General features: G+C 57.8%; 15 protein-coding genes. 6 read left to right on the top strand and 9 right to left on the bottom strand.

Going from position 1 to position 17116, the window contains the following annotated elements; genetic code table 11:
* Window positions 1–52: 52 nt before the first annotated feature.
* The 5 genes from H7698_RS09050 to H7698_RS09030 all read right to left on the bottom strand — a co-directional run bounded on the left by H7698_RS09050 (window position 53) and on the right by H7698_RS09030 (window position 5052).
* On the bottom strand, window positions 53–754 hold the full coding sequence (locus H7698_RS09050; protein ID WP_162438585.1) for an ABC transporter ATP-binding protein: 702 nt from the start codon (window positions 752–754) through the stop codon (window positions 53–55).
* Window positions 755–1522: a high-affinity branched-chain amino acid ABC transporter ATP-binding protein LivG gene (livG, locus tag H7698_RS09045; protein WP_194691183.1), complete on the bottom strand. Its 768-nt coding sequence runs from the start codon at window positions 1520–1522 to the stop codon at window positions 755–757.
* On the bottom strand, window positions 1519–2775 hold the full coding sequence (locus H7698_RS09040) for a high-affinity branched-chain amino acid ABC transporter permease LivM (protein ID WP_194691182.1): 1257 nt from the start codon (window positions 2773–2775) through the stop codon (window positions 1519–1521). The genes livG and H7698_RS09040 overlap by 4 nt, the downstream gene beginning before the upstream one ends.
* Window positions 2772–3695: a high-affinity branched-chain amino acid ABC transporter permease LivH gene (gene livH, locus H7698_RS09035; RefSeq protein WP_194691181.1), complete on the bottom strand. Its 924-nt coding sequence runs from the start codon at window positions 3693–3695 to the stop codon at window positions 2772–2774. The genes H7698_RS09040 and livH overlap by 4 nt, the downstream gene beginning before the upstream one ends.
* 229 nt (window positions 3696–3924) lie before the next feature.
* Entirely contained in the window at window positions 3925–5052 is a 1128-nt protein-coding gene (locus H7698_RS09030) for a branched-chain amino acid ABC transporter substrate-binding protein (RefSeq protein WP_194691180.1), read from the bottom strand.
* 351 nt (window positions 5053–5403) lie between these two features.
* Here H7698_RS09030 and H7698_RS09025 point away from each other — a divergent pair, with 351 nt between their 5' ends.
* Window positions 5404–5709: a DUF2288 domain-containing protein gene (locus H7698_RS09025; RefSeq protein ID WP_194691179.1), complete on the top strand. Its 306-nt coding sequence runs from the start codon at window positions 5404–5406 to the stop codon at window positions 5707–5709.
* A gap of 262 nt (window positions 5710–5971) precedes the next feature.
* Window positions 5972–6865, top strand: a complete 894-nt coding sequence (locus tag H7698_RS09020; protein WP_194691178.1) for an NAD(P)-dependent oxidoreductase — start codon at window positions 5972–5974, stop codon at window positions 6863–6865.
* Here the strand turns inward: H7698_RS09020 and H7698_RS09015 are convergent.
* Entirely contained in the window at window positions 6756–9038 is a 2283-nt protein-coding gene (locus tag H7698_RS09015; RefSeq protein ID WP_194691177.1) for a putative bifunctional diguanylate cyclase/phosphodiesterase, read from the bottom strand. The genes H7698_RS09020 and H7698_RS09015 overlap by 110 nt on opposite strands.
* A gap of 280 nt (window positions 9039–9318) precedes the next feature.
* Here H7698_RS09015 and H7698_RS09010 point away from each other — a divergent pair, with 280 nt between their 5' ends.
* The gene (locus tag H7698_RS09010) at window positions 9319–10668 is read left to right on the top strand and encodes a spinster family MFS transporter (RefSeq protein WP_194691176.1); all 1350 of its coding nucleotides are present in this window, start codon (window positions 9319–9321) and stop codon (window positions 10666–10668) included.
* 204 nt (window positions 10669–10872) lie between these two features.
* Here H7698_RS09010 and rapA read toward each other — a convergent pair whose 3' ends face one another.
* Window positions 10873–13719, bottom strand: coding sequence for an RNA polymerase-associated protein RapA (rapA, locus tag H7698_RS09005; protein WP_194691175.1), 2847 nt, complete (start codon window positions 13717–13719; stop codon window positions 10873–10875).
* Window positions 13720–13937: 218 nt separating this feature from the next.
* Between rapA and H7698_RS09000 the strand changes: the two genes are divergently transcribed.
* The 3 genes from H7698_RS09000 to ccoM all read left to right on the top strand — a co-directional run bounded on the left by H7698_RS09000 (window position 13938) and on the right by ccoM (window position 14802).
* Complete coding sequence (locus tag H7698_RS09000) at window positions 13938–14279, top strand: aspartate-semialdehyde dehydrogenase (protein WP_194691174.1); 342 nt, start codon at window positions 13938–13940, stop codon at window positions 14277–14279.
* A gap of 100 nt (window positions 14280–14379) precedes the next feature.
* On the top strand, window positions 14380–14541 hold the full coding sequence (locus H7698_RS08995; protein ID WP_007959203.1) for a hypothetical protein: 162 nt from the start codon (window positions 14380–14382) through the stop codon (window positions 14539–14541).
* A gap of 144 nt (window positions 14542–14685) precedes the next feature.
* On the top strand, window positions 14686–14802 hold the full coding sequence (gene ccoM, locus H7698_RS31720) for a cytochrome c oxidase subunit CcoM (protein ID WP_281508184.1): 117 nt from the start codon (window positions 14686–14688) through the stop codon (window positions 14800–14802).
* A 203-nt stretch (window positions 14803–15005) separates the two neighbouring features.
* Here the strand turns inward: ccoM and H7698_RS08990 are convergent, their stop codons facing one another.
* Both H7698_RS08990 and H7698_RS08985 read right to left on the bottom strand, forming a co-directional pair.
* Window positions 15006–16481, bottom strand: a complete 1476-nt coding sequence (locus H7698_RS08990; protein WP_162438595.1) for an inorganic phosphate transporter — start codon at window positions 16479–16481, stop codon at window positions 15006–15008.
* Window positions 16482–16858: 377 nt separating this feature from the next.
* Window positions 16859–17059 (bottom strand): hypothetical protein, encoded by a 201-nt coding sequence (locus H7698_RS08985; RefSeq protein ID WP_007935837.1) that lies wholly within the window; start codon window positions 17057–17059, stop codon window positions 16859–16861.
* Window positions 17060–17116 lie beyond the last annotated feature (57 nt).

The following is a 17116-nucleotide window of genomic DNA, read 5'->3' as shown; positions in this document are numbered from 1 at the left end:
TGAACAGGTACAAAAAACGGCCCGAAGGCCGTTTATTGTTTACCGCAACACCTCAACCCCCCAGATACGCTTCGCGCACTTTCGGGTCGGTCAGCAGTGCTTCACCGGTGCCTTGCATCACCACTCGACCGTTCTCAAGAACGTACGCGCGGTCAGCGATTTTCAGTGCCTGGTTGGCGTTCTGTTCCACCAGGAACACCGTCACACCGTCCTTGCGCAGCTGTTCGATGATGTCGAAGATCTGCTGGATGATGATCGGTGCCAGACCCAGCGAAGGCTCATCAAGCAGCAGCAGCTTGGGTTTGCTCATCAGCGCACGGCCAATGGCAAGCATCTGCTGTTCGCCGCCGGACATGGTGCCGCCGCGTTGGCTGAAACGCTCTTTCAGGCGTGGGAAAAGTCCGAGAACCTTGTCCATCTGTTCCTGATAATCGCCCTTGTCGGTGAAGAACCCGCCCATGGCAAGGTTCTCTTCCACGGTCAGACGGGCAAATACCCGACGACCTTCCGGAACCACGGCAATGCTCTTGCGCATGATCTGCGCCGAACTCTGACCCACAAGCTCCTCACCCATGTAACGGATGCTGCCGCTGTGCGCTTGCGGCGAACCGCACAGCGTCATCAGCAGAGTGGACTTGCCGGCACCGTTGGCGCCGATCAGGGTAACGATTTCGCCCTGGCGGATCTCCACGTTGACGCTGTGCAGGGCCTGGATCTTTCCGTAGAAAGTGGAAACGTTTTCGAACTGCAGCATTTACGCTTCCCCCAGATAGGCTTTGATCACTTCAGGATTACCGCGGATCTGTTCTGGCGTACCGTCGGCCAGAGGGGTGCCCTGGTTGATCACGACGATGTGGTCGGAAATGCTCATGACCAGTTTCATGTCGTGTTCGATCAACAGCACGGTGACGTTGTGCTCTTCGCGAAGCACGCTGATCAGCGCCTTGAGGTCTTCGGTTTCCTTCGGGTTCAGGCCTGCGGCCGGTTCGTCGAGCATGAGGATCCGTGGACGGGTCATCATGCAACGGGCGATTTCCAGACGACGCTGCTGACCGTAGGCCAGGGTGCCGGCGGTACGGTTGGCGAACTTTTTGAGGTTGACCTTATCCAGCCAGTACTCGGCAAACTCCATGGCCTCGCGTTCGCTTTTACGGAACGACGGGGTCTTGAACAGGCCTGCCAGGAAGTTGGTGTTCAGGTGACGGTGCTGGGCGATCAAGAGGTTCTCGACCGCTGTCATGTCCTTGAACAGACGCACGTTCTGGAAGGTCCGCACCACGCCCTTGCGGGCGATTTCGTGACCGGCCAGGCCTTCGATGGCTTGGCCGTCCAGCAGGATGCTGCCACCGCTCGGCTTGTAGAAACCGGTCAGGCAGTTGAACACCGTGGTCTTGCCGGCGCCGTTAGGACCGATCAGGGCAACGACCTGCTTTTCCTTCACGGTCAGGGCCACGCCGTTGACCGCCAGCAAACCGCCGAAGCGCATGCTCAGATTTTCGACTTTCAGGATCTCGCGGCTCATTTGCGCAGCTCCATGTGAGGACGTTGCATGGGCAGCAGACCTTGAGGGCGCCAGATCATCATCAGCACCATCAAGGCGCCGAACATCAACATGCGGTATTCGCTGAACTCACGCATCATTTCCGGCAGCAGGATCATGACGACGGCAGCCAGAATCACGCCGAGCTGGGAACCCATGCCACCCAATACGACGATGGCGAGAATGATCGCCGACTCGATAAAGGTGAAGGACTCCGGTGTCACCAACCCTTGGCGAGCCGCGAAGAAGCTACCGGCAAAACCGGCGAAACTCGCCCCCAGGGTGAAGGCCGACAGCTTGATGACCGTAGGATTGAGACCCAGCGCACGGCAGGCGATTTCGTCTTCACGCAATGCTTCCCACGCGCGGCCGATCGGCATGCGCAGCAAGCGGTTGATGACGAAGAGCGCACCCAGGGCAAGCAGCAAGGCAACCAGGTAGAGGAAGATCACCTTGTTGATCGAGTTGTATTCCAGCCCGAAGTACTCGTGGAACGTCTGCATGCCTTCGGCTGCTTTACGTTCGAAAGTCAGGCCGAAGAACGTCGGTTTCTCGATGTTGCTGATGCCGTTCGGACCACCGGTGATGCTGGTCAGGTTGCGCAGGAACAGTCGGATGATTTCACCGAAGCCCAAGGTCACGATCGCCAGGTAGTCACCGCGCAGACGCAGCACGGGGAAGCCGAGCAGGAAGCCGAAAGTGGCCGCCATCAGACCGGCGACCGGCAGGCAAACCCAGAAGCTCCAGCCGAGGTAGTGCGACAACAGCGCATAGCTGTAGGCGCCCACGGCGTAGAAACCCACGTAGCCCAGGTCGAGCAGTCCGGCCAGACCGACCACGATGTTCAGGCCCAGGCCGAGCATCACGTAGATCAGGATCAGGGTTGCGATGTCGACCGCGCCGCGAGAGCCGAAGAACGGCCACACCAGGGCTCCAACGATCAACGCAATGATGATCCAGCGCTGGGTGGTCGGCAGGGTCAGGAAGTTGCTGGCCTTGGCCGGGATCAACGGCATGCTCGGCGAGGATTTCCACGCCTTGCTGATGGTGTCGTTGAACAGCACCCGCAGGAACATCAGTACCGAGCAGATCGCAATGATCGCCAGGGTCATGTTGCTGGTGCCGTGAACTTCCAGGTTGATGCCGACGATGGTCAGTTTCAGACCCAGTACCGGGTAGGCCACAGCCCACACCAGCAGAGCGCTGAAGAGCGCCTGTTTGAGATTCCTAGTCATACTTTTTCAACCTCCGGACGGCCCAAAATGCCGGTCGGCCGGAATAACAGGACCAGAACCAATAAGCCGAATGCCACGACGTCCTTGTACTGGTCGCCGAAGATATCGGCACCAAAGGCTTCCGCCACACCCAGCACCAGCCCGCCGAGCATGGCGCCGGGGATGCTGCCGATACCGCCAAGTACTGCGGCGGTGAAGGCTTTGAGGCCGACGAGGAAACCGGCGTTCGGGTTGATCACGCCATATTGCATGCTCAGCAGTACGGCCGCGATGGCCGCCAGCGCAGCACCGATGACGAAGGTCAGGGCGATGATGTTGTTGGTGTTGATACCCAGCAGGTTAGCCATCTTGATGTCTTCGGCACAGGCGCGGCAGGCGCGACCCAGACGAGATCGGGAGATGAACATCGTCAAGCCGAGCATGGCGATCAGCGTCACCACGAACACCACGATTTGCATGTAGGAAATCAGCACTTCTTGTGCGCCACCTGGCCCGAAGGAAAGATTGCCGGGGATCAGGTTGGGGATGGATTTGTCCTTGGAGTCTTGCGCCAGCAGAACGGTGTTCTGCAGGAAAATCGACATGCCGATGGCCGAGATCAGCGGAATCAGACGGTTACTGCCGCGCAAGGGGCGGTAGGCGATCCGTTCGATGCTGTAGCCGTAGGCACTGCAGACGACGATGCTCGCGATAAAGCCTGCGGTCATCAAGAGCGGGACACTGTCGAATCCCATCATGGCAAGGCCCGCAATGGCGATGAACGCCACGTAAGAGCCGATCATGTACACCTCGCCGTGGGCGAAGTTGATCATTCCAATGATGCCGTAAACCATCGTATAGCCGATGGCGATCAGGGCATACGTGCTGCCAACGGTCAGACCGTTAACCAGCTGTTGGAAAAAGTGATAGATGTCAGGCATTACAGCGCTCCTAAAAACCTGATACGCATTTCACTGGTGGAGTCATTTTCCCGCTCGAGCCCCGTGGATCTGCATCCACTTCGGATTCGAGGTTTGCCAGCGAACCGCTGATGACGGTTTTGAGATTTTCAGGTGGGGAGACTTGCGGATCACGCAAGCGCGGCCCATACGTTCGTAAAACAAAGCCCACGGCACGCCGTGGGCTTTGTTGGCAGTCAGTCAGGCAGCCTTACTGAGGCGAAACTTCAGTTTTAGGTTTGCCGAAATGCCACTCGTAAACCACGAATTTGAAGTCTTTCAGGTCGCCCTTGGCGTCGAAGCTCAGGTCGCCAGTCGGGGTCTTGAAAGTACCTGCGTGGATGGCAGCAGCCACTTTTGCAGGGTCTTCGCTCTTGGCAGCAGTGATGCCACCGGCGATGACTTCAACAGCGGAGTAGGAAGGGAACACGAACGGACCGCTTGGATCTTCTTTCTTCGCTTTGAAGGCGTCAGCCAGAGCGATGTTGGCTGGATCCTGGTCGAACGATTTCGGCAGGGTTACCAACAGGCCTTCGGAAGCATCCTTGGCAATCTGGGAGATCGAGTCGTTACCCACGCCTTCCGGACCCATGAACTTGGCTTTCAGGCCTTTTTCCTGGGATTGACGCAGGATCAGACCCAGCTCCGGGTGGTAGCCGCCGTAGTAGACGAAATCGACGTTGGCTTGCTTGAGTTTGGAAATCATCGAAGAGAAATCCTTGTCGCCGGCGTTGATGCCTTCGAACACGGCAACCTTGACGCCTTTGCTTTCCAGGGTTTTCTTCACGGCGGTGGCAATGCCTTCGCCGTATTGCTGTTTGTCGTGCAGAACAGCAACGATTTTCGGTTTCACGTGATCAGCGATGTAGTTACCGGCGGCAGGGCCTTGGGCGCTGTCCAGACCGATGGTGCGGAACACCATTTTGTAACCACGGGAGGTGATGTCCGGGCTGGTGGCAGCCGGGGTGATCATGATCACGCCTTCGTCTTCGTAGATGTCCGAAGCCGGTTGAGTGGAGCTGGAGCACAGGTGGCCAACCACGAACTTGACGCCGTCGTTGACGACTTTGTTCGCGACCGCTACCGCTTGTTTCGGATCACAGGCGTCATCGTATTCAACGGCTTCGAGTTTCTTGCCGTCTACGCCGCCTTTGGCGTTGATCTGTTCGATGGCCATTTTGGCGCCACTGAATTGCATGTCGCCGTATTGGGCTACAGGGCCGGTTTTAGGGCCGGCGATGCCGATCTTGATGGTGTCAGCTGCGAACGAATGGCTGGCAACCCCGGCCAGAACCATAGCGGCAAACAGTTTGGAAATCTGCTTAGTAGCCTTAGTCATAGTGCTCCACTCTTACTGTTGTAGTTTTTATAGTCCTGGCGCCGTAGCAGCAGAACCGGGTCAGATATCTTCGATATCCCCCGGAAAATGCCCCCGACAACTGTACCGGTACAGTGTAGAGCGCCGATTGTCAGCCTGGGAAGGCAGCGCCGGGGGGCAAAACCAGAGGGTGTCGCTTTATTGAAAGAAAAGTACAGAATCGCGGCGGGATGTTAGCTGGCTAATAGCTTGATTCACCTGCATTCCTTGGCGTTCCTGCTGTTTTCAATCGATGTCGCAAATTGCATCCGGGTTTTTCTGCCGGACCACCAACGTTATTATTCGCGTCGATTTCTTTTCCGGACAGAACCCATGAATCAAGAACCTAGCACCCTCTATGCCAAGCTGCTTGGTGAAACCGCATCTATTACCTGGAAAGAGCTGGAGCCGTTCTTCGCCAAGGGTGCCCTGTTATGGGTCGATCCGACGCTGGATTTGATCGCTGCCGCCGAAGCCGTAGCATCGGATGAAGGCGAGAAAGTGGCCGCCTGGTTGGCTGCTGACACACTCGCCAAGCTGTCTGAATCGCGGGCGCTGGATCTATTTGAACGAGATCCGCAGCTGTGGGCAGTGGTAGTTTCCCCCTGGATTATGATCCAGGAAAGGGCGACGAACTGACGGTGCGCGCTAAATTGGTGCGCTAATGGCGCGGTCAAAAGTGTGTAGCCGAGTAGCGTGATGGCATGTTGCCGTGGAGAAAGACCACAGAAGGGTTTGGACGAGGGTGACGTATACGTAACGGGAACAGTTTATTGAGCTGTCAGAAGACCGATTAATTGTTTCTGAATGTGGTGGCGAGCGAGCTTGTAGAGCCGACATCGCGAGCAAGGTTTGCTCCCCGCCGCTGATTGGCAATCCAAAATAAAAAGGAGACCAGATAATGGCAACGCTACCGTCCCTCGGGTTCGCCGGGATCGGCTTGATGGGTTTACCGATGTGCCGGCGATTGCTGGCCGCGGGTTATCCGCTTACGGTCTGGAACCGCAATCGCGCCAAATGTGCGCCGTTGGTTGAAGCCGGGGCAAGACAAGTCGCCACGCCAGCCGAGTTATGCCAGCACGCGGACGTTGTGATGCTGTGTCTGGCGAATACTGCCGTGGTGCGGGAGGTGGTTTTCGGCGTTGCGGGCGTTGCCGAAGGCGCGAAAAACGGCCAGCTGCTGGTCGATTTTTCCAGCCTCGAACCTACGGCAACAAGGGAAATGGCGACAGCCCTTGCCGAAAAATGCGCTATGGGTTGGCTTGATGCACCAGTGTCAGGTGGAGTGGTCGGCGCCGAAGCGGGGAGCCTGGCAATCATGGTCGGCGGCGACGCGGCAGAGCTGGAGCGAGTCAAGCCAGTGATGTTGCACCTCGGTCAACGCGTGACGCACATGGGCGCCGTCGGGGCAGGGCAGGTGACCAAGGCCTGCAACCAGATGATTGTCGCCTGCAATGCTCTGGTGATTGCCGAAGTCGTGGCGTTGGCCGAACGCTCCGGTGTCGATACCAGCCTCATCGCCGAGGCGCTGGCCGGTGGTTTTGCCGATTCGAAACCTTTGCAGATCCTCGCACCGCAGATGGCCGACAGCCGTTTCGAACCTGTGAAGTGGCACGTTCGCACGTTACTCAAGGATCTCGACACCGCCGTAAAGTTCTCCCACCAGCAGGGTTCGGCAACGCCGATCAGCGGACTGGCCGCGCAATTGATGCGACTGCACGGGAGTAAGGGTTTTCTGGAAAAAGATCCGTCGACGTTAGTGCAGATGTACCGCGAGCCAGACTCGAAGGACTGATCGTTTGCGTGTGCTTGCGCTGGTTGATTTCATTCAACACGGGAAGCAGTTCAGTCAGCGGCACGGGGTGACTGAGCAGATACCCCTGAACGAAATCACAATCGTAACGTTCCAGGAATTCGTACTGTTCGAGCGTCTCGACGCCTTCGGTGACGACCTGCAAGTGCAGGGTGTGGGCCATGACGATGATTGCCTGGACGATCTCCATGTCCTGGGTTGACTGGGGAATGTCCTGGATGAACGATCGATCGATCTTTAGCGTATTGAGCGGCAAGCGCTTCAGGTAGGCGAGGGATGAGTAACCGGTGCCAAAGTCGTCGATCGACAGCGACACACCCAATGCTCGAATCTGGCGCAGCAACACCAGCGTATTGGCGATGTTGCCCATCAGCGCGTTTTCGGTGACCTCCAGTTCCAGCCGCTGCGGCGCCACCCCGGCGGTCCGCAGCGCTCGTTCGATTTCATCGGCCAACTCTTCGCGGGCCAGATTGAGGGGAGAACAGTTCACGGCGATCTTGAGCTCTTCGCAGCCCTGACGCGACAACTCGCTCAAATCCTCACAGGCTTTGTGCAGCACCCAGTTATCCAGTTCGGCGATCAAGCCGTTGGCTTCGGCGATGGCAATGAATCGATCCGGCGCAAGTAATCCGTGAACCGGATGCTGCCAGCGAACCAGCGCCTCAAGCTTGCTCACCTGGCCGGTTTTCAGGTCATAGATCGGTTGGTAGAAGAGCATCAGGCCGCTGTTTTCGCGCAGGGCATTGCGCATCTCTTCTTCCAGTTGCAACTCAAGCGTGGCTCGGGTTTTCAGATTGGCGCTGAAGAAGTTCAGGCTGTTGCGGCCATTGCCCTTGGATTGGTAGAGCGCCAGGTCGGCATTCTTCAACAGCTCTTCGCAGGTCCTGCCGTCCTCGGGAAATACGCTGATACCGATGCTGGTGGTCATGACCATCCGCCGCCCCGACAGCTCAATGGGCTCTTTCATCTTCAGCATGATGCGTTGCGCCATGTGCCGCGCTTCTTCATGGTCGTGCAGGCTAATGAGGATGCAGAACTCGTCGCCACCAAAACGCGCCACAACGTCGTCATAGCCCCGTACCGAGCTTTTGATGTGGCTGGCCAGTACTTTAAGCAACTCGTCGCCGGCGTCATGGCCGAGGCTGTCGTTGATCCGCTTGAAATGGTCGATGTCCAGAAACATCACGGCGAGCATGCCGCCTTCGAGGGTTTTTTCGATGAGTTTTTCCGCGAAAATCTGATTGAAACCGCGACGATTGACCAGATTGGTCAACGCATCGTAGTGCGCCACTTGCTGCAGCGACATGCGAGCCTGGTCCAGTTGCGTGAGCAGTGCATTGACCCGTTGCAAGTCGAGTTCTTTGTGCTGCAGTTTTTTATCTGCCAACGCAGCACTGATGCTGCTGGCGATAATCAGCAGCGTCATCACGGCCACTGTCAGGCCTAATTGCGCGTGATCGTTATCCCCGGGCGGGGTCAGGGTGCTGCCAGCAGGCAGCACCAGATTGAACGCGGCCATGCCGGTGAAATGCATGCTTAAGAGGCCGGCTCCAAGCACCAGACTGGCACCGTATTTGAGCAATTTATGGGGCAGACCGGTGCCGCCGCGCAAACGGCTGGCGATCCAGAGCGTTGCCAGGCTGGCCCCCATGGCAATCACGATCGACAGGCTGAACAGTTTCGGTTCAAAGGACGCCAGCGCCTCTGAACGCATGGCACCCATACCCACGTAATGCATGGCAGCGATGCCCAATCCGATACAGATCGACGCCTTCAGGTACTGCCACAGGTTCTGGTGCGGTTGACTGAGTGTGTGCATCACCAGCCACGCGGCGAACAGGGCGATCAATAGAGAGACGAGGGTGATGGGCAAGGCGTAATGAATTTCGATCGGCGCCTCAAACGCCAGCATACCGATGAAATGCATGGCCCAGATACCGCCTGCCAGGCACGCGGTCCCCACCAGGCGCCAGATCCGTTGAGACTCGGCTTTCTCGGCATGACTCGCCCGTTCGGCCATATCCAGTGTGGCAAAACAGCCTGCGCAGGCGACCAGATACGCCAGTAACACTAGAAACGGATTGTGCGTGCAACTGAGGATTACCTGCCCACTTTCTGGTAGCTCGGTAATGAAATGCAACCCAAGCCATCCCATAGCGTTTCCCGTTGTCGTCATCCCGGCGGGCGCCAGGGGTGCTGGCGAGTTGTCTTGGAGTATAGAAGCCGTGCATGAACCGCAAGAAGTAGTGGCAGTTTGGCCTCAATCGTTTTGGAATGAGACTTAGAGCGTTTAGAAATAATTCGAGACTTACGCTGCTCCTGCTTACATGGCGGCATATCAGCTTAACGAATAATTACAGACAGTCTTCGTGGGGCTGACTAGATTGCAGGTTCCGGGGGCAGTGACGCCCCATAACAATAAAAGAGACGGACCCATGCAGAACTCGACCCAAGCGGCGAATGCCTGGCGCATTCTGTTCCTGTTGTTTCTGGCCAATCTGTTCAACTTCTTCGACCGTACGATTCCGGCGATCATCATCGAGCCGATCCGGATGGAATGGCACCTCAGCGACTTCCAACTGGGGATAATCGGAACCGCGTTTACCATCGTCTATGCGATTGCCGGACTGCCGCTCGGGCGGATGGCCGATACGGGGTCGCGAGCGAAATTGATGGGCTGGGGGTTGGCGGTCTGGAGCGGGCTGACGGCTGTCAACGGGATGGTGGGCAGCTTCTGGAGCTTCCTGATCGTGCGCATGGGTATCGGTATCGGCGAAGCCAGTTATGCACCGGCCGCCAATTCGTTGATCGGCGATTTGTTTCCGGCTCACCGCCGTGCCCGGGCGATGGGCATCTTCATGCTGGGTCTGCCCCTTGGATTGTTGTTGGCCTTTTTCACCATCGGCTGGATGGTCAAGGCGTTCGACAGTTGGCGGGCGCCGTTTTTCATCGCCGCAGTACCGGGTCTGGTCCTGGCGGTCTTCATGTTTTTCATCAAGGAACCTAAACGGGGCGCCGCGGAAAGCGTGCAGGTCTCGCAAGAGCGTGTGGATCGGCCAATCCGCCGCGTCCTGGCGGTACCCACTTTTCTCTGGCTGGTGATGGCGGGGCTCTGCTTCAACTTCGCGACCTATGCCTGCAACTCGTTTCTGGTGCCGATGCTGCAACGTTATTTCCTGATGCCCTTGCATGAAGCCGCGGTAGCAACCGGGATTATCGTTGGTGTGACGGGGCTGTTCGGACTGACATTGGGTGGTTGGGTGGCTGACAAGATCCACCAGCGTGTTGCCAATGGACGGCTGCTGTTTGCGGCGTTCAGTCTGATTATCTCGTCGGTGTGCACAGCCTGGGCGTTGCACGCTGGCAGAATCGAGATAGGTGTGTTTGTCGCGGTATTCAGTGTGGGCTGGTTGTTCGCCTATAACTTCTATACCTGCGTCTACACGGCCATTCAGGACGTGGTCGAGCCGCGTTTACGGGCGACCGCAATGGCACTCTTCTTTGCCGGGCTGTACTTGCTGGGGGGTGGCCTTGGGCCGGTGGTGGTGGGCGGTTTGTCCGATCACTTTGCCCATACCGCCATGCTGGCATCGGGCGCCGAGCAAATGACCGAAGCGTTCAAGGCCGTTGGCCTGCATGACGCGATGTACCTGATCCCGGTGGCGCTGTTCTTCACGATGGTGTTTCTGTTCATGGCCTCGCGGTGTTTCGTGCGCGATGCCAAGCGGATGAAGGATGGGTTGGTCGCGGTGGTGGAGCCTGGAGGGGTTGTGGCGGCGGTCTGATCAACAGCGAATCGAGCCGTAGGACTCAGCTTGGTCCATGCGGCGATCCGACGATGACCTCGTTGGCATTCAACATTGATGTCGGCAGTTCATCGCCATCGCGAGCAAGCTGTGCTCCCACAGGTGCTAATTGCCCCGGTTGAATCCCAAAAAAAGGCCCGCATCGCTGCGGGCCTTCTCTTTTACGCTGGTAGAGCAGGGAAGTTAGCCCGCCACCAACACCCGAATCGCTTCCAGTCGCAACGCAGCCTTGTCCAGCATGGCCAAGCCTTGTTCACGTTGTTTGCGCAGGGCGACCAGTTCGCTGTCGCGCACGGTCGGGTTGACCGCTTGCAAGGCGGTGAGGCGCGCCAGTTCTTCATCGGTGTCGGCGGCCAGACGACGCTGGGCCTCGGCCACACGTTCAGCATGACGCGGGAAGATTTTCTCTTCACCGGCATTGATCCGTGGTGTCAGCTGGTCACGTTGGGCCTGGATGAACTTGTTGGCGCTGGCGCGAGGTACGGTTTCGAGCTGATCGTTGAGGGTCTCGAACGACACGCGGGCCGACAGGTCGTTGCCATTGGCATCGAGCAGGCAGCGCAGGGCGGCGGGTGGCAGGTAACGGCCCAGCTGCAGCGAACGCGGAGCAACCACTTCGCTGACGTAGAGCAGTTCCAGCAACACGGTGCCAGGTTTCAGCGCCTTGTTCTTGATCAATGCCACAGCGGTGTTGCCCATGGAGCCGGACAACACCAGGTCCATGCCGCCTTGAACCATCGGGTGCTCCCAGGTGATGAACTGCATGTCTTCGCGAGACAGCGCCTGGTTGCGGTCATAGGTGATGGTCACGCCTTCGTCGTCGCCCAGCGGGAAGCTGGCGTCGAGCATTTTTTCGCTCGGCTTGAGGATCAGCGCGTTTTCCGAATGGTCTTCACTGTCGATACCGAATGCATCGAACAGGGTTTCCATATAGATCGGCAGGGTAAATTGGTCGTCTTGCTCGAGAATGGCCTCGACCAGTGCATCGCCTTCGCCTGAGCCACCCGAGTTGAGTTCCAGCAGGCGGTCACGACCGGTGTGCAGCTCGGCTTCCAGACGCTCACGCTCGGTACGGGCCTCGTCGATCAGCGCTTGCCACTCGCCATCGTCGGCATTTTCCAGCAGCGGCAGCAGGCGCGGGCCGAACTGGTGCTGCAGGGCGTTGCCGGTCGGGCAGGTGTTGAGGAATGCGTTCAATGCCTCGTGGTACCACTGGAACAGTCGCTCTTGCGGGCTGGTTTCCAGGTACGGCACGTGCAGTTCGATGATGTGCTTCTGGCCGATCCGGTCCAGACGACCGATACGTTGCTCCAGCAAGTCCGGATGCGCAGGCAGGTCGAACAGCACCAGGTGGTGCGAAAACTGGAAGTTGCGACCTTCACTGCCGATTTCCGAGCAGATCAGCACTTGTGCGCCAAATTCTTCGTCGGCGAAGTAAGCGGCTGCACGGTCACGTTCGAGAATGTTCATGCCTTCGTGGAAGACGGTCGCCGGGATGCCGGAACGCACGCGCAGGGCGTCTTCCAGGTCCATCGCAGTTTCGGCGTGGGCGCAGATCACCAGCACCTTGGTGCGCTTGAGCATTTTCAGCTGGTCAATCAGCCACTCGACGCGCGGGTCAAACTTCCACCAGCGCTCTTCTTCATTAGCATCCGGTTGAGCCTGGAAACTGACTTCCGGGTACAGCTCGGCGTGATCGCCCAGCGGCAGTTCGAGGTACTCGTCCGGGCACGGCAGCGGGTACGGATGCAGTTTACGTTCCGGGAAACCCTGCACGGCGGCGCGGGTGTTACGGAACAGCACTCGACCGGTGCCATGGCGGTCCAGCAGTTCGCGAACCAGGCGAGCGCTGGCTTCAGTGTCGCCGTCGTTGACCGCAGTCAGCAGCGCTTCACCTTCGTTACCGAGGAAACCATGGATGGTCTTGTGCGCTTCAGGCGATAAGCGTCCTTTGTCCAGCAGCTCTTGAACGGCTTCGGCCACCGGGCGATAGTTTTCGCTCTCGGCGCGGAAGGCGTGCAGGTCGTGGAAACGGTTTGGATCGAGCAGACGCAGACGGGCGAAGTGACTGTCCTGACCCAGTTGCTCTGGGGTGGCGGTCAACAGCAGTACACCCGGAATGACTTCTGCCAGTTGCTCGACCAGCGAATACTCACGGCTGGCTTTTTCTTCATGCCAGACCAGGTGGTGAGCTTCGTCGACGACCAGCAGGTCCCATCCTGCAGCGAACAGCGCATCCTGGGCTTTTTCGTCTTCTACCAGCCATTCGAGGGCGACCAGTGCAAGTTGGGTGTCTTCGAACGGGTTGGCGGCATCGCTTTCGATAAAGCGTTCTTCGTCGAACAGCGCGACCTGAAGATTGAAGCGGCGGCGCATCTCGACCAGCCACTGGTGCTGCAGGTTCTCTGGAACCAGGATCAGCACACGATTGGCGCGACCCGACAGCAGTTGGCGATGGATCACCAGGCCGGCTTCGATGGTCTTGCCCAGGCCTACTTCGTCCGCCAGCAGAACCCGTGGCGCGATACGGTCAGCGACTTCGCGGGCAATGTGCAGCTGGTGCGCGATCGGTTGCGCACGTACGCCGCCCAGGCCCCACAGCGAAGATTGCAACTGGCGGCTGGTGTGTTCCAGCGTGTGGTAGCGCAGCGAGAACCAGGACAATGGGTCGATCTGGCCCGCGAACAGACGGTCGCTGGCCAGACGGAACTGGATAAAGTTCGACAGTTGGGTTTCAGGCAGGGTGACGACTTCGTTTTGCGCGTTGAGCCCGTGGTAAACCAGCAGGCCATCGACATCGTCGACTTCGCGTACGGTCAGTTTCCAGCCTTCGAAGTGAGTGATCGAATCACCCGGCGAAAACCTCACGCGAGTGAGGGGCGCATTCCGTAGCGCGTACTGGCGAGTGTCGCCAGTGGCCGGGTAGAGCACGGTCAACAAGCGGCCGTCCTGTGCCAGAACGGTGCCTAAACCCAGCTCGGCTTCGCTGTCACTGATCCAGCGTTGCCCCGGTTGATACTGCTGCGCCATGCTGCCTGACTCCCACCTTGAAAAAGCGGGCTATCTTAACGGAATGAGGGCTTCAGGGCCAAAAGACTCTCATAAAAACTCAAGGTATTACGATAGTGCATCAAGGCAAAGGTGCAGGTCTGGGGCACCAATAGGTGTTAACCGGGTCACAGTTTGCGACCGATGGCTCAAGTCGCCATCCGCGCAGCCGACAGCCTGCTGACAGGAGACCAATAATTATGCTGCCACCGATGCTTCCCTTAAGTGCCGTGCCGATCACTTCACAGCAGGACCCGGTTCGCCAGCGCCCGGATATTGCGCCCGTCGCGCCGGTGCAGCAAACCTCCAGTGAAAGCACCATCGATCTGCAACAGCGCGATCCTGAAGAAGCGGCTTTCCAGTTGCGTGAAGAGCAGCGTCGCCAGCAACAGCGGGAAAAACGCCGGCGTGAGACTGAGGGAGATCCCGATCAGCATCTGCCGATTCCGGGTTACGAACTCAACGCCGACAATACCGTTCCGGTTGCACCCTTGATTGAGGACGAGCCTCGCCAAGGTTTGTGGGTGGATATCGAGATCTGAGGCCGCCGGCTGGTCAGCTCTCTCGTCAGGCCTCATTATTGGTACATCCTTGCCTGCAAACGCGGCACTTGTATTTCACCGACGCGATGTACTGAACGCCATGAGCCAAGACGACAAGCTGATCGACCTCAACACCGAACGTGCCAAGCGTGTGCATGACCTCAATGAAAAGCGCCTGAATGAAGTCCGTCAGGCTTTCGAGCAGGCCATGCCGCTGGGCAAACCGAAGAAAAAGCCGAAAAACAAACCGAAAAAGCGTTGAATCCCCCTGCATTGGTTGATGCAGGTCAGTTTTAATCCCTCCTTTTGCGCCCAGTCGCGGCGCTATTGACCCCGGTCAATTTTCACTCCTGCCTGATTGGTTAACTTAGCCCTATCGCAACAGGGCAAGTGCAGGGGGCCAGTCATGTTTTTCGACAACGTGGTGATCGCCGGAGTGCTGACAGTCGGCCTCATGGTTCTGTTTTTTGCAGGGTTTGGATTTTTTATCTGGAAGGATTCACAGAAGCGGAAAAAACCGTAGGTCTTTCTGGAAGCAATGAGCACGCAAGGCATTTTGGGCAACTTCGGTTGCCCTTTTTTTTTGCCTTCGAAAATTGTCGGTTTATCAACATCCCTCCTGTAGGAGCAAGATTGCTTCTACAGAGCGGTGTTTCCGGGGTTTATGGCAGGCATAAAAAAGGCGCGAACCTCACGGAACGCGCCTTTCTTTTGGTGCAGCTTTTATCAGCTACCCAGTGCCTTCGACGCCAGCCAGAACAGGCCGGCCGACAGGGCCACCGTGGCGGGCAGGGTCAGTACCCAGGCCAACAGGATGGTTTTAACCGTTCCGCCTTGCAGGCCGCTTTTGTTGGCGACCATGGTGCCCGCTACGCCCGAAGACAGGACGTGGGTGGTGGACACCGGCAGGCTGAAGATGTTGGCCATGCCGATCAGGCTTGCGGTGGTGATCTGCGCGGACATGCCTTGAGAGTAGGTCATGCCTTGCTTGCCGATCTTCTCGCCGATAGTCAATACCACACGTTTCCAGCCAACCATGGTGCCCAGGCCCAGTGCCAGGGCTACCGCCAGAATCACCCAGAACGGGGCGTATTCAGTGGTGGTTGTCAGGTCCTTGCGCAGTTTGTCCAGGTCAGCCTTTTCACGGGCCTCCAGGCCTGGGAGTTTGCCGACTTTCTTCGCCGTGTCGTCCAGGCAGAGCAAGTAACGACGAACTTCAATACGACTGTCCGATGTCAGTGAGTGGTAGTCCGAAACGCCTTTGAGGGTGCCAAGCAGGGCGGTGATGGTCGGTTCGGTCTGTTGCGGGTTGCAACGGAATTTCTCCGGCAGATCGCCATCCACGCTTTTGCCCAGGGCCAGGTACTCGCCCAGCGTATCGGCATTGCGCTTGTAGAACTGGCTCAAGTGCAACGTCGCGTCACGGGTGCGCTCGATCTGGTAGGTGGTGCTGCCCAGGTCGAGTACGAACTGCGCCGGCACGATACCGATCAACACCAACATGATCAGGCCGATACCTTTCTGGCCGTCGTTGGACCCGTGCACGAAGCTCACGGCCATGGCCGAAATCACCAATACCAGGCGGTTCCAGAACGGTGGGTGCTTCTTGTCGTCGATCTTGCGGCGCTGTTCCGGCGTCTTGTGCATCTTCGACAGCGGACGCCACCATTTAAGGCCGATCAGAATCAAGGCCGCGACCAGGAAACCCGCCATCGGCGAGAACACCAGAGAGGCGCCGATATCGATCGCTTTCTGCCAGTTCACACCGTCAGCCAGCGGGATATCGTTGATCAGGGCGTTGGCGAGGCCGACACCGAGGATCGAACCGATCAGCGTATGAGAGCTGGAGGCCGGAATACCGAAGTACCAGGTGCCCAGGTTCCACGTGATGGCGGCGGCGAGCAGCGAGAACACCATGGCGAGTCCGTGACCGGTGTTCACATTGATCAGCAGTTCTACCGGCAACAGGTGGACGATGGCATACGCCACGCCAACACCGCCCAGCAACACGCCGAGAAAGTTGAACACACCGGAAAAGAACACCGCCAGATGGGGCGGCATGGCTTTGGTGTAGATAACGGTGGCCACCGCGTTAGCGGTGTCATGAAAGCCGTTGATGAACTCGAAGGCGAGGACAAAGGCCAGGGCGAGCAAGAGGCTCACAAGCACCCAAGCATCTAGTCCGCTGAATAAATCGATCATGAAGGTTTTCTGACCCGGTCATAAGGGGGCGCGATTATGCCAGAAAAGACTGCTAATCGATGCACTAGCTGCTCATCGGTAACATTCTTCAACGAATTAGTTTGTGACGATAGCCCATGCTCGAAACGTTTGCCGGATTTTTCAAGCCATTGAATTGACTGGGAAAGACCGCAGGCACGGGGGTTTCGCTCAAGAATGCGAGAGGCTCGATTGCGTGTATGAAATATCTGAGAAGAGGGTCAGAAATGAGCCCGCTGCCTCATCCGGTCAGTGAGGTTGCCGCTGCCCGCTTGTAACGGGCGCGAAAGGCATCATCGATACAGCCCGCTTTTAACGGGTGTAAACGCAGACCCTTGAAAGGATCAAAAACCTTGGAGTCATGGCTCTTCGGCTTTGAGTTCCTTTTCCATCTTCTGCAGTTCCTGGGTAAATGCCTGATCCTGAACGGTGGCGCGTTTACGCCAAGGCTTGCGTTCTGGTTCGGGCTGGGCGGCGTAGGTGGTAACTTCCCCGCCGTAAACTTCCTTGTAGCGTTGTTCCTGGCGCTCAAGTTCCGCGCGCAGTTCGTCTTTCGTCACAGTGCTACCTGTTTGAGTTGAGATAAATTCTGGTGAAACGCACTGCGCAAGTACAGT

Source organism: Pseudomonas sp. p50(2008) (genome assembly GCF_015351605.1).
GTDB lineage: Bacteria > Pseudomonadota > Gammaproteobacteria > Pseudomonadales > Pseudomonadaceae > Aquipseudomonas.
The sequence above is the reverse complement of the archived record's forward strand: the minus strand, read 5'-3'. Positions and strand labels throughout refer to the sequence as shown.

Coding starts and splice junctions, on each gene's coding strand:
- H7698_RS09050 (WP_162438585.1), bottom strand. CDS start 754: ATGCTGCAGTTCGAAAACGTTTCCACTTTCTACGGAAAGATCCAGGCC.
- livG (WP_194691183.1), bottom strand. CDS start 1,522: ATGAGCCGCGAGATCCTGAAAGTCGAAAATCTGAGCATGCGCTTCGGC.
- H7698_RS09040 (WP_194691182.1), bottom strand. CDS start 2,775: ATGACTAGGAATCTCAAACAGGCGCTCTTCAGCGCTCTGCTGGTGTGG.
- livH (WP_194691181.1), bottom strand. CDS start 3,695: ATGCCTGACATCTATCACTTTTTCCAACAGCTGGTTAACGGTCTGACC.
- H7698_RS09030 (WP_194691180.1), bottom strand. CDS start 5,052: ATGACTAAGGCTACTAAGCAGATTTCCAAACTGTTTGCCGCTATGGTT.
- H7698_RS09025 (WP_194691179.1), top strand. CDS start 5,404: ATGAATCAAGAACCTAGCACCCTCTATGCCAAGCTGCTTGGTGAAACC.
- H7698_RS09020 (WP_194691178.1), top strand. CDS start 5,972: ATGGCAACGCTACCGTCCCTCGGGTTCGCCGGGATCGGCTTGATGGGT.
- H7698_RS09015 (WP_194691177.1), bottom strand. CDS start 9,038: ATGGGATGGCTTGGGTTGCATTTCATTACCGAGCTACCAGAAAGTGGG.
- H7698_RS09010 (WP_194691176.1), top strand. CDS start 9,319: ATGCAGAACTCGACCCAAGCGGCGAATGCCTGGCGCATTCTGTTCCTG.
- rapA (WP_194691175.1), bottom strand. CDS start 13,719: ATGGCGCAGCAGTATCAACCGGGGCAACGCTGGATCAGTGACAGCGAA.
- H7698_RS09000 (WP_194691174.1), top strand. CDS start 13,938: ATGCTGCCACCGATGCTTCCCTTAAGTGCCGTGCCGATCACTTCACAG.
- H7698_RS08995 (WP_007959203.1), top strand. CDS start 14,380: ATGAGCCAAGACGACAAGCTGATCGACCTCAACACCGAACGTGCCAAG.
- ccoM (WP_281508184.1), top strand. CDS start 14,686: ATGTTTTTCGACAACGTGGTGATCGCCGGAGTGCTGACAGTCGGCCTC.
- H7698_RS08990 (WP_162438595.1), bottom strand. CDS start 16,481: ATGATCGATTTATTCAGCGGACTAGATGCTTGGGTGCTTGTGAGCCTC.